Source organism: Microbacterium sp., from assembly GCF_031178525.1.
In the GTDB taxonomy this organism is placed as follows: Bacteria; Actinomycetota; Actinomycetes; order Actinomycetales; family Microbacteriaceae; genus Microbacterium.
The window spans coordinates 1-11,640 of record NZ_JAPSJA010000004.1; the positions used below are offsets into that span (position 1 = coordinate 1).

Consider the following 11,640-nt stretch of genomic DNA (forward strand, 5'->3'; position numbering starts at 1 on the left):
GCGCCTAGGCTGGACGCATGATCTCCTCCCTGCGCGGCACGGTGCTGCACGCCGGCACCGACAGCGTCATCGTCGAGGTCGGGGGAGTCGGCTTCTCGGTCGCCGTGCCGCCGGATGTCGCGCGCACGGCGCGCGTCGGCGAGACGCTCGCGCTGCACACCACCCTCATCGTGCGCGAGGATGCCCTGTCGCTGTTCGGGTTCGCCGAGCGCTCGGAGCTCGAGGTGTTCGGGACGATGCTGAGCGTGTCCGGCGTCGGTCCCAAATCCGCCCTCGGGGTGCTGTCCGCGCTGACGGTCGACCAGATCGCGGCCGCGGTCGCGGAGGACGACGACAAGCCGTTCCGGCGCGTGTCGGGCATCGGCCCCAAGACCGCGAAGCTCATCGTCGTGCAGCTGCAGGGCAAGCTCGCCCCGCCGGCGCCGACCGCCACGCCCGCGGCGGCGCCGTCCGACGTGACGGACCGTGTCGTGCAGGCGGTCGCCGGGCTCGGCTGGCCCGAGCGCGTCGCGGGCGAGGCCGTCGCGCAGGCGGCGGAGGCGGCATCCGATTCGGACCGGGCCTCCGTGCAGGCGCTGCTGCGTCTGACGCTGGCCCTCCTGGGCCCGGCCAAGCAGGGAGCAGCGCGTGGCTGACGACGACCTGTCGTCCGACGACGTCACAAGGCCCCAGCCGCTCGACGAGGTGGAGCTCGCGATCGAGGGTGCGCTGCGCCCCGCCAGCCTGGCGGAGTTCGTCGGCCAGCAGAAGGTCCGCGGGCAGCTCCAGCTGCTGCTCGACGCCGCACGCATCCAGCAGCGGCCGGCCGACCACATCCTGCTGGCAGGGCCGCCCGGCCTCGGCAAGACCACGCTCGCCATGATCGTCGCCCAGGAGAGCGAACGACCGCTGCGGCTGTCGAGCGGCCCCGCCATCCAGCACGCGGGCGATCTGGCAGCGCTGCTGTCGAGCCTGACGCCGGGCGAGGTGCTGTTCATCGATGAGATCCACCGGATGGCCCGCTCGGCCGAGGAGATGCTCTACCTCGCGATGGAGGACTTCCGCATCGACATCATGGTCGGCAAGGGCGCGGGCGCGACGAGCATCCCGCTCGATCTGGCGCCGTTCACGCTCGTGGGCGCCACGACCCGCTCGGGCATGCTTCCGAACCCGCTTCGCGACCGGTTCGGCTTCACGGCGCACCTCGAGTACTACGAGCCCGCCGAGCTCGAGCGCGTCGTGGGGCGCTCGGCCGCGGTGCTCGGCGTGGAGCTGGGGCCGCCGCAGCGCGCGGAGATCGCGCGCCGCTCGCGCGGCACGCCCCGCATCGCCAACCGCCTGCTGCGCCGCGTGCGCGACTACGCGCTCGTGCATGCCGGGGGCGCCGCGGCGGGCATCGCCGAGGTGCGCGCCGCGCTCGACCTGTATGACGTGGACGAGATCGGACTCGATCGGCTGGATCGCGCCGTCCTGGACGCGCTCGTGCGGAGATTCCGCGGGGGGCCGGTCGGACTCTCGACGCTCGCGGTCGCGGTCGGCGAGGAGCCGGACACGGTCGAGAGCGTCGTCGAGCCCTACCTCGTGCGCATCGGCTTCATGGGGCGCACGCCCCGTGGTCGCGTCGCGACCCCCGAGGCCTACGCGCATCTGGATGTGCCCCACCCGGATGGGGTGCTGAAATTCAATGACCTATAATCACTGAAGGTCTGGCGGCTTCCCGCCGAACGCCCCTTCTCTCGCACCCGTGACGGTGCGTGCGCCCACCCGAAAGGCTCTCCCGCCCCATGGATATCCTCCTCCTCGTCGTCCTCGCACTGCTGCTCGTCTGGATGTTCTTCAGCTCCCGGCGCCGTCAGCAGAAGATGCGCGAGGAGCAGGCCCGCAAGGCCGAGCTCATGGTCCCCGGCGCGCGCGTCATGACGCGATCCGGACTGTTCGGCACGCTGGTCGAGTTCGACAAGGACGACCTGTCGCAGCCTGCGAGGGTCGAGATCGCCCCGGGCGTCGTCGTCGAGCTGCACACGCAGGCGATCGATCTGGCTCCCGAGGAGACGGCGGCCACGGCCGACGCCACCGACGCCGATGCCGCCGAGGTGGACGCCGTGGACGCGCGCGACGCGGACGCGACCCTGATCGCCGAGCCGGAGCCGGTCGCGGATGACTCGAAGCCGGGCACCTACACGGTCAACGGCGTCGAGGCCGACGAGCTGCCCGGATCGGGCACCACGCCCGACAAGCGCGACGACAAGAACGCCTGAGCCGCACAGCCGCGCCTCACCTCCGCTGCAGAAAGCTGACACCTCAGTGGCGATCTCCACTCCTGCGCGCCGTGCCTGGCGCGTCCTGACCGGCCTGCTGGTCATCACCGCCATCCTGTTCGGCGCGAACGCGCTCGGCGTCCACGTCGTCAAGGGGGGCACCTGGGTCCCCGAGCTCGCGCTCGACCTCCAGGGCGGCACGCAGATCGTGCTCGAGGCCCAGACCGAGGAGGCGGAGCCGTCGGCCGAGCAGCTCGCGCAGGCCGTCGCGATCATCCGCCAGCGCGTCGACGCGTCGGGGGTCGGCGAGTCCGAGATCTCCACGCAGGGTTCGCAGAACATCGTCGTCCAGATCCCGGGCAACGCGGACGAGCAGACGCGCGAGCGCATCCAGGCCAGCGCGCAGCTCGAGCTCCGCGCCGTGATCTACGCGTCTGGTCCCTCGAACACGTTCGTGGGAGAGGACGGCGAGGAGACCCCGTACCCGACGCCGGACGCATCGCTCAACGCGACGCCCACCGCCGAGCCGTCGAACGGGTCCGACCCCGCCTGGGTCAGCGACCTGCTGTGGGCGCAGTTCCAGTCCTACCGCTGCGATGACCCCGAGAACGACCCCTCAGCCGCCCCTGCCGACCAGCCGCTCATCACCTGCGACGCCTCCGGCGCGGCGAAGTACATCCTCGGCCCGGTCGAGATGGACGGGTCCTCGATCGACGACGCGACGAACGGCATGGACCCGCAGACGGGCACGTGGAGCGTCAACCTGCAGTTCGACGGCGAGGGCGCGCAGACGTTCGGCGAGATCAGCGAGCGTCTGAACGCCGTCCGCCAGGAGTCGCCGAACGACCCGCGGAGCCAGTTCGCGTTCGTGCTGGACGGCAACATCATCTCGGCGCCGACGATGAACGCGGTCATCACCGACGGCCGTCCCAGCATCTCCGGCGGCGGCATCGACCAGGAGACCTCGAAGGTGCTGGCCGATCAGCTCAAGTTCGGCGCACTGCCGCTGAGCTTCGAGGTCGTCAGCTCCGACACCATCTCGGCGACGCTCGGCTCGCAGCAGCTGCAGAGCGGTCTGATCGCGGGACTCATCGGCCTGCTGCTCGTCGCCCTGTTCGTCGTCCTCGTCAGCTACCGCGCACTCGGCTTCGTGATCATCGCGTCGCTCGTCGTGATGGCGGTGCTGACCTACATCCTGCTGTGCCTGCTGTCGTGGCGCCTCGGCTACCGCCTCTCGCTCGCCGGCGTCGCGGGCCTGATCGTGACGATCGGCTTCACGGCGGACTCGTTCATCGTCTACTTCGAGCGCATCCGCGACGAGCTGCGCGACGGGAAGGCGATGACGGTCGCCGTCGAGGACGGCTGGGCGCGCGCCAAGCGGACGATCTACATCTCGAAGTCGATCAACGTGCTCGCCGCCGTCGTGCTGTACATCCTCGCCGACGCGACCGTGAAGGGCTTCGCGTTCACGCTGGGTCTGACGACCGTGCTGGACGTGCTGATCTTCGTGGCGTTCACGCACCCGGTCATGCAGCTGCTCGTGCGCACGCGCTTCTTCGGCGACGGACATCCGCTCTCGGGCCTCGACCCCGCCGCCCTCGGCGCCGTCTACCGCGGCCGCGCATCCTTCCGCACGCCGGTCGCCGCGGCCGGGCGCGCGAAGCGCTCCCGCGGTGAGGCAGAACGCCGCCAGACCATCGCCGAGCGCAAGGCCGCCGAACTGGCGGCCGCGCAGAACGCATCGGACAAGGGCGCGGGCCGCGCCGAGGAGGAGAACGCCTGATGCGCTCCATGACCGACTTCGGCAACGACCTCTACACGGGCAAGGCATCCTTCCCGTTCGTCGGTCGCCGCCGCACGTGGTTCATCGTCGCGATCGTGCTCGTCGTGCTGTCGGCCATCGCGCCGTTCCTGCGCGGCGGTTTCGAGTTCTCCGTCGAGTTCACGGGCGGATCGCAGTTCCTGGTCTCCTCGCCCTCGTCCACCGACCAGGCGCTCGCGACCGACACGGTCGAGGAGTCCGTCCCCGGCACGACGACCAGGGTCACGACCGTCAACGACCGCGACATCCGCGTGCAGACGTCGCAGCTCGGCGCCGAGCAGACGCAGACGGTCACGGAGGCTCTCGCCTCGGCCTACGACGTCGCGCCGGAGGAGATCACCGCATCGTTCATCGGCCCCTCCTGGGGGCAGGACGTCACGCGCCAGTCCCTGTGGGGCCTGGCGATCTTCCTGGGGCTGACCTTCCTCATCCTCGCCATCTACTTCCGCACCTGGAAGATGTCGGCGGCAGCGATCGTGGGCCTGCTCGACGTGCTGATCGTGACGGTCGGCATTTACGCCCTGTGCGGGTTCGAGATCTCGCCCGCGGCCGTGATCGGCTTCCTGACGATCCTCGCGTACTCGCTGTACGACACCACCGTCGTGTTCGACAAGATCCGCGAGAACACGATGGAGGACGCGGACGTGTCGGGTCGCACGTTCGGCGAATCGGTGAACCTCGCCGTGAACCAGACGCTCGTGAGGTCGATCAACACCTCCGTCGTGGCCGCGCTGCCGGTCGCCGCGATCCTGTTCATCGGATCGCTGTGGCTGGGTGCCGAGACGCTGTCGGACATCTCGCTGTCGATCTTCGTGGGCATCATCGTCGCGACGTACTCGACGCTGTTCGTCGCCGCGCCGATCTACTCGCTGTTCCGGGAGAACGAGCCGGCGATCCGTCAGGCCGACGAGAGGGTGCTCGCCGCACGTGGCGCAGCCTGAGTGGTCCCCGCCCCGGCGTAGGATTGCAGAATCCGCATGGCGGGCGAGTGAGCGAGGGAGGGGACGCAGCATGGCCGATTCCGTGACGTCCCAGGCCCCGAGCCTGCGCCGGCTGGTCCCGCGGATCTTCTCGCGCGCCGGGCGGCACGTCGATCTCACGCGGCTGATCACGACCGTGCGGGCGAACCACCCGCGCGGCGACCTGGCGATCATCCAGCGCGCGTACGCCGTCGCGGAGGAGAAGCACCGCGGTCAGAAGCGGCAGAGCGGTGAGCCGTACATCACGCATCCGCTCGCGGTCGCGCAGATCCTCGCCGAGCTCGGCCTCGGCCCGCGGGCGATCGCTGCTGCGCTGCTGCACGACACGGTCGAGGACACGGGCTACCCGCTGCCCGAGCTGCAGGCCGAATTCGGCGACGAGGTCGCCCTCCTCGTCGACGGCGTCACCAAGCTCGACAAGGTCAAGTACGGCGAGAGCGCGCAGGCCGAGACCGTCCGGAAGATGATCGTGGCGATGTCGAAGGACATCCGCGTGCTCGTGATCAAGCTCGCCGACCGTCTGCACAATGCGCGCACGTGGGGCTTCGTCCCGCCCGAGAAGGCCAAGAAGAAGGCGACCGAGACGCTCGAGATCTATGCGCCGCTCGCGCATCGCCTCGGCATCCAGGCGATCAAGTCCGAGCTCGAGGACCTCTCGTTCGCGGTGCTGCACCCGAAGATCTACAACGAGATCGACAGCCTCGTGAAGCAGCGGACGCCGCAGCGCGAGCAGTACGTGCAGAACGTGATCGACGACGTCAGCCGCGACCTGCACGAGCTGCGCATCCGCGGCACGGTCGCCGGTCGTCCCAAGCAGCTGTACTCGGTGTACCAGAAGATGGTGGTGCGCGGTCGCGAGTTCGATGACATCTACGACCTGATCGGCATCCGCGTGATCGTCGCGACCGTGCGTGACTGCTACGCGGTCCTGGGTTCGATCCACGCGCGCTGGCGCCCGCTTCCCGGTCGGTTCAAGGACTACATCGCGACGCCGAAGTTCAACCTCTACCGGTCGCTGCACACGACGGTGATCGGGCCCGGCGGTCGCACGGTCGAGATCCAGATCCGCACGAACGAGATGCACCAGCAGGCCGAGTTCGGTGTCGCGGCGCACTGGAAGTACAAGGAGCGGATGGCCGGCGGCAAGGCGGCCGCGGATCCGAAGTCGATCGACACCGACATGGCGTGGCTGGCGAGGATCTCCGACTGGGAGTCGGAGACGAAGGATCCGGGGGAGTTCCTCGATTCGCTGCGCTTCGAGATCGGCGCGAAGGACGTCTACGTCTTCACCCCGAAGGGGAAGGTCATCGGCCTTCCGGCCGGTGCCACCCCGGTCGATTTCGCGTACGCGGTGCACACCGAGATCGGTCACCGCACGATGGGTGCGAAGGTCAACGGCCGCCTGGTGCCGCTGGAGTCCACGCTGAACTCCGGCGACGTGGTCGAGGTGTTCACGTCGAAGAACCCCGACGCGAGTCCGAGCCAGGACTGGCTCACGTTCGTCAAGAGCACCCGCGCGCGCAACAAGATCCGCGGCTGGTTCACGAAGGAGCGCCGCGACGAGGCGATCGAGCAGGGCAAGGACGCCATCGCGCGCGCGATGCGACGTCACCAGCTGCCGCTGCAGCGGTTGAAGGACTCGCTGCACGAGGTCGCGGACCTCATGCACTACGAGGACGTCTCTGCGCTCTACGCGGCGGTCGGCGAGGGACACGTCTCGACCCAGTCGGTGCTGGAGAAGGTCTCGGCGCTCGTGCAGGCGAGCGACGAGCCGACAACCGAGCAGGTCGACCTGCCGCCCACCGTCAGCCAGCGCGCGCCGCGCGGCGGCGACTCCGGCGTGCTGGTGCGCGGTGCCGGCGACATCCTCGTCAAGCTCGCCAAGTGCTGCACCCCGGTGCCGGGCGATCAGATCGTCGGCTTCATCACGCGCGGCAGCGGCGTCTCGGTGCACCGCGAGGACTGCACGAACGTGAAGTCGCTGAAGAACGATCCCGAGCGCATGGTCGAGGTGACCTGGGCGCCCACGACGAAGAGCGTGTTCCTCGTGCACATCCAGGTCGAGGCGCTCGACCGCTCCGGTCTGCTCTCCGACGTCACACGCGTGCTCACGGAGCACCACGTCAACATCCTGTCGGCCACCGTGTCGACCACGAAGGAGCGCCTCGCGCTCAGCCGCTTCGTGTTCGAGATGGGCGACGCCGTGCACCTCGACCGCGTGCTGAACGCCGTGCGCCGCATCGACGGCGTGTACGACGTCTATCGCGTGACGTCGTCCTGATCCGCGACAGGCACTGATCGGTCGTCCGTCAGCCCCGCCAGGAAGGACATGGCGGGCTGTCGTCCGGGAAATCGCCGGTGGGCGACGAGCCATCCGATCGCCGCATCGACCAGCGCCGGCGTCGCGAGGCGTCGTGCGCAGTCGGCGGACAGGGGATCGGATGCCTCGCGCGCCAGCTCTACGAGCGTGCGCACGGGGCTGGCAACGCGCACCCCTCCCAGCACCACGATGTCGTCGTCGCCGATGGGCGTGTCGCGGAAGCGGATGCCGCGGCTGACCGGACGCGCCACACCGTGGGAGCCGCGCTGCACATGGTGCACCGCGGGCGGCGCGCCCGAGGCGCCGTGCACCCACGCCGCGCTCACGCCGATCGCGACAAGACGCTCGCCGAGCAGCCCGCGCAGGCTCGCGGCCCGCACGGCGGGCGTCTCGAGCGCGTCTGCGGGTGCGTACGCGTCCCCGCCGACGCGGGTGAGTTCGCCGTCGAGCCGCGCGGCGGACAGCTCGGCGGGGGACAGGATCTCGTGAGGCAGGTGCACGCGGGCCATGCACGCAGTGTGCCGGGAACGACGAAGAGCGCGCGGCCCGGTGTGGATAACCGGTGCCGTGCGCTCTTCGAGGGCAGTCGTCTCGCTCCGCTGCGCGGATCAGCCTCCGATGGCCCTGAGCCAGGCGCGGCGCGCGTCGAGTGCCTCGCGCGCGTTCGCCGCGGCCTTCGCGTCGCCCTTGGCCTCGGCGTCTGCGAGCTCCTTCTCGAGCTTCTCGATCGCCTCCTCGAGCTGGCGCGTCGCGTCGTTCGCGCGCGCCTTGGTCTCGGGGTTGTTGCGCTTCCAGTCGACCTCTTCGCGCGCGCGCAGATCCTGCTCGATCTTTCGCAGCTGGTCATCCAGCGCACGCTCGGCGTCGCGCGGGAAGATCCGGCCGACCTCGTCCCAGCGGCGCTGGATGCCGGTCAGCAGCTGACGTGCGCGCTTCACATCGGCGATGTCGGGAACGGCCTTCGCCTCCTCGAGCAGCGCCTTGCGCGCCTCGATGCGCGGCGCCGACTCGGCCTGCTCGGCGGCGTCGCGCTCCGCACGCGCCGAGTAGAGGGCGTCGCCCGCGGCCTTGAAGCGCGCCCACAGAGCGTCGTCGACCTTGCGCCCGGCCCGACCGGCGGACTTCCACTCGTCCAGCAGGGCGCGGTAGGCGGGGATGCCGTCCTCACCCTTCGGGGCGAGGGCCTCGGCGCGCTCGAGGATCTTCGTCTTGCGATCGCGTGCGGCCTTGTGGGTCTCGTCGAGCTCGGCGAAGAACGCGCGACGATGACGCTCGACCGTCGAGCGCGCGTCGCGGAATCGCTTCCAGAGCGCCTGACCGGTCGACTTCGGCAGGCGCGGTGCCGACTGCTGGTGCTGCTGCCACTCCTCGAACGCCGCGTTGAGCTCGGTCGTCGCCTGCTTCCACTGGATCGACTTCGGGTCGCGGGCGGCGAGGGCCTCGACGCGCTCGACGATGGCGGTGCGCTGGGCGACGGCCTCGTCCACCGCGGCGCGATGCGCGGCGGCCTCCTCGGCGCTGGCCTCGGCGAGCGAGGCGGTCAGCGCGTCGAGCAGATCGGTGAGACCGGCCAGATCGCCGACGACGGCCGCGCCGTCGACCTCTTCGCGCAGCTTCTTCGCCTGACCGCGCAGGTCGGCGGCGGACGCTCCGCCGCGCAGCCGGCGCTGGGCCAGAGTGCGCACGCGCAGCGCGAGATCGTCGAACTTGCGCTCGTAGTAGGCGAGCGCCTCCTGGGGTGTGCCGTCGGGATACTCGCCGACGACGCGCCACTCGTCGCCCTCGCGCACCGAGACGACGCCGGCTTCATCCACCCGTCCCCACGTGGTCGCGGCCTGCGCGGCGGGCTCGCCCGGCTCGGGGGCCGCGGCATCCCCGCCCGCGGCGGGCTCCTCTGCAGAGGACCCCTCGGCAGCGGTGGCGTCGGCAGCGGCCGCGTCGGGGCTCTCCTTCGCAGCGGGCTCCTCGGCAGCGGGCTCCTCGGCAGCGGTCACGTCGGCGCTCTCCGCCGGCTCCGCGGCTTCTCCCGGCTCGGCGTCGCCGGCGGCCTCGACCGCCGACGGGGCCTCCTCGGCCGCGGGGTCGTCGGCCACCGGCTGCTCCGCGGCGGGCTGCTGCGTGACGGGCTCGTCGGCGGCGGGCCGGCTCGCGTCGGCGGTGGCGGCAGGCGCATCCTCGTCCGCGGGCGTCGCGGCGGTCTGGCTCTCGTCGGCCGGTGCCGTCTCGCGCACCGTCTCGGTGCGCTCCGGCGCGGTCTCGGCGACCTCGGCGGCATCGGCGCCGGCGGGGTTCGTCTCTTCAGCGGGGGTGTGATCGGGGCTCGTCACGGGGGGCTCCTTGCGCGGTGACCGCGGGAGGGGACAGGACGGCCCCAGCCTAGTACGCCGCCGCGTGGGCGACCCGGCGTCAGCCCGCGGGCGTCTCCGTCGGCGCGGGCGAGCCCGTCGGCACAGGCGTGCCGGTGACATCCGGTGCCGGTGCGGGCGACTCCGAGATCGCGGGCGTCTCGCTCGGGACGGGCGCCTCCGCCGCCCCGGGGCCGACCGAGTAGAACAGCGCCTGACCGCCGACCGCCGCGGCGACGACGAGCCCCGCAACGCTGGTGGCGACGATGTTGTCGCGGCGTCGCCGGCGCGCCTGCGCCTGATGGTGCTGCACGCGCGCCTCGTACAGTCGCGCGCGCTCGCGGGCCTCGCGCGCGGCGCGGTCCCGGGCGGACGACCTGCCCACTGCGGCCATGGCTGCGAATCCTCTCGGCGGTGGTCGAAATCGGTCGCTCCGCTCGAGGGGCGCCTCCGCGGCGCCTCCTGCGAAGCGCGATAGAGCCTACGCAGGCTCGTGCTCGTCGTCGAAATCGACACGGTCGTGTCCGAGGTCCCGCATACGCTGGAGGGATGAACTCGGGCTCCCTGATGGGCGGCGGCCGCGGCTCTACGCCGCTCGCCGTGCGCATGCGCCCGACGTCTCTGCAGGAGGTCGCGGGGCAGGCGCACCTGTTGCGCCCCGGCTCGCCGATCGTGGCGCTGGCGGATCCCGAGGCGCAGGCACCCGGCACCGTGTCGGTCATCCTGTGGGGCCCGCCCGGCACGGGCAAGACGACGCTGGCCCAGGCGATCGCGCGATCGTCGGGTCGCCGCTTCGTCGAGCTGTCCGCCATCACGGCGGGTGTGAAGGACGTCCGCGAGGTGATGCAGGAGGCGCTGAACCAGCGCGACCTGTACGGCCAGTCGACGATCCTGTTCCTCGACGAGATCCACCGCTTCACGAAGGCCCAGCAGGACGCGCTGCTGCCCGGCGTCGAGAACGGCTGGGTCATTCTGATCGCGGCGACCACCGAGAACCCGAGCTTCTCGGTCATCTCGCCGCTCCTCTCGCGCTCCCTGCTGCTCACGCTGCAGCCGCTGACAGATGAGGACCTCGGGCTTCTGGTCGACAGGGCCGTGACGGATCCGCGCGGCCTCGCGGGCGAGATCCGCCTCGACCCGGAGGCGCGCGCGGCGCTCATCCGCCTCGCCTCCGGCGACGCTCGTCGGGCGCTCACGGCACTCGAGGCGAGCGCGGGGGTCGCGGTGTCCGAGTCGCCCGAGGACGCGGATGAGCCGACGGTCACCGCCGCCCACGTCGCGCAGGCCGTGGACCGCGCCCTCCTGCGCTACGACCGCCAGGGCGACGAGCACTACGACGTCATCAGTGCGTTCATCAAATCGATCAGGGGCTCCGATGTCGACGCGGCGATGCACTATCTCGCGCGCATGATCGAGGCGGGGGAGGACCCGCGGTTCATCGCCCGGCGCCTCGTGATCTCGGCATCCGAGGACATCGGACTCGCCGACCCGCAGGCGCTGCAGATCGCGGTCGCCGCGGCGGACGCCGTGGCGTTCATCGGCATGCCGGAGGGGCGCATCCCGCTGGCCGAGGCGACGGCGTACCTCGCGACCGCAGCGAAATCCAACGCCGCCTACAACGCGATCAACGCCGCCATCGCCGACATCAAGGCCGGCCGGATGGGCCCCGTCCCGAAGCACCTGCGCGACGCGCACTATGCGGGTGCGAAGCGGCTCGGGCACGGCAAGGGCTACGTCTACCCGCATGACAACGATCTCGGCGTCGTGCCGCAGCAGTACCTGCCCGACGAGCTGCGAGGGCGGCGCTACTACGAACCGAAGCCGCACGGCGCCGAGCGCGAGGTGGGCGCGCGGCTCGAGCGCCTGCGCCGCATCCTGGGCGACTGACGCCGGCCGCGCTCGGCCAGGCGCGGCCTGCTGCTGGCGCCAAACCACA

General features: G+C 71.2%; 10 protein-coding genes. 7 read left to right on the top strand and 3 right to left on the bottom strand.

Going from position 1 to position 11,640, the window contains the following annotated elements:
- Positions 1 to 17: 17 nt before the first annotated feature.
- From ruvA to RIF89_RS00730, 6 genes are all read left to right on the top strand, one after another.
- Positions 18 to 635 carry a Holliday junction branch migration protein RuvA gene (gene ruvA, locus RIF89_RS00705; protein WP_309067268.1) on the top strand — a complete coding sequence of 206 codons (618 nt, stop codon included), beginning with the start codon at positions 18 to 20 and terminating at the stop codon, positions 633 to 635.
- On the top strand, positions 628 to 1,674 hold the full coding sequence (ruvB, locus tag RIF89_RS00710) for a Holliday junction branch migration DNA helicase RuvB (protein WP_309067269.1): 1,047 nt from the start codon (positions 628 to 630) through the stop codon (positions 1,672 to 1,674). Before ruvA ends, ruvB begins: the two co-directional genes overlap by 8 nt.
- 89 nt (positions 1,675 to 1,763) lie before the next feature.
- Positions 1,764 to 2,237, top strand: a complete 474-nt coding sequence (yajC, locus tag RIF89_RS00715; RefSeq protein WP_309067270.1) for a preprotein translocase subunit YajC — start codon at positions 1,764 to 1,766, stop codon at positions 2,235 to 2,237.
- A 46-nt stretch (positions 2,238 to 2,283) separates the two neighbouring features.
- Positions 2,284 to 4,020, top strand: coding sequence for a protein translocase subunit SecD (gene secD / locus RIF89_RS00720; RefSeq protein ID WP_309067271.1), 1,737 nt, complete (start codon positions 2,284 to 2,286; stop codon positions 4,018 to 4,020).
- Entirely contained in the window at positions 4,020 to 5,000 is a 981-nt protein-coding gene (gene secF, locus RIF89_RS00725) for a protein translocase subunit SecF (protein WP_309067272.1), read from the top strand. The genes secD and secF overlap by 1 nt, the downstream gene beginning before the upstream one ends.
- Before the next feature lie 70 nt (positions 5,001 to 5,070).
- Positions 5,071 to 7,320: a bifunctional (p)ppGpp synthetase/guanosine-3',5'-bis(diphosphate) 3'-pyrophosphohydrolase gene (locus tag RIF89_RS00730; RefSeq protein WP_309067273.1), complete on the top strand. Its 2,250-nt coding sequence runs from the start codon at positions 5,071 to 5,073 to the stop codon at positions 7,318 to 7,320.
- Here the strand turns inward: RIF89_RS00730 and RIF89_RS00735 are convergent.
- The 3 genes from RIF89_RS00735 to RIF89_RS00745 form a co-directional block, all read right to left on the bottom strand.
- Complete coding sequence (locus tag RIF89_RS00735) at positions 7,299 to 7,868, bottom strand: hypothetical protein (RefSeq protein WP_309067274.1); 570 nt, start codon at positions 7,866 to 7,868, stop codon at positions 7,299 to 7,301. The two genes, RIF89_RS00730 and RIF89_RS00735, sit on opposite strands and share 22 nt — an antisense overlap.
- A 99-nt stretch (positions 7,869 to 7,967) precedes the next feature.
- Complete coding sequence (locus tag RIF89_RS00740) at positions 7,968 to 9,686, bottom strand: DUF349 domain-containing protein (protein ID WP_309067275.1); 1,719 nt, start codon at positions 9,684 to 9,686, stop codon at positions 7,968 to 7,970.
- A gap of 79 nt (positions 9,687 to 9,765) precedes the next feature.
- Positions 9,766 to 10,098, bottom strand: coding sequence for a dioxygenase (locus tag RIF89_RS00745; RefSeq protein WP_309067276.1), 333 nt, complete (start codon positions 10,096 to 10,098; stop codon positions 9,766 to 9,768).
- Positions 10,099 to 10,253: 155 nt separating this feature from the next.
- On the opposite strand from RIF89_RS00745, the gene RIF89_RS00750 reads away from it, so the two are divergent.
- Positions 10,254 to 11,591, top strand: a complete 1,338-nt coding sequence (locus RIF89_RS00750; RefSeq protein ID WP_309067277.1) for a replication-associated recombination protein A — start codon at positions 10,254 to 10,256, stop codon at positions 11,589 to 11,591.
- Positions 11,592 to 11,640 lie beyond the last annotated feature (49 nt).

Coding starts and splice junctions, on each gene's coding strand:
- secF (WP_309067272.1), top strand. CDS start 4,020: ATGCGCTCCATGACCGACTTCGGCAACGACCTCTACACGGGCAAGGCA.
- yajC (WP_309067270.1), top strand. CDS start 1,764: ATGGATATCCTCCTCCTCGTCGTCCTCGCACTGCTGCTCGTCTGGATG.
- RIF89_RS00730 (WP_309067273.1), top strand. CDS start 5,071: ATGGCCGATTCCGTGACGTCCCAGGCCCCGAGCCTGCGCCGGCTGGTC.
- RIF89_RS00735 (WP_309067274.1), bottom strand. CDS start 7,868: ATGGCCCGCGTGCACCTGCCTCACGAGATCCTGTCCCCCGCCGAGCTG.
- ruvA (WP_309067268.1), top strand. CDS start 18: ATGATCTCCTCCCTGCGCGGCACGGTGCTGCACGCCGGCACCGACAGC.
- RIF89_RS00750 (WP_309067277.1), top strand. CDS start 10,254: ATGAACTCGGGCTCCCTGATGGGCGGCGGCCGCGGCTCTACGCCGCTC.
- RIF89_RS00745 (WP_309067276.1), bottom strand. CDS start 10,098: ATGGCCGCAGTGGGCAGGTCGTCCGCCCGGGACCGCGCCGCGCGCGAG.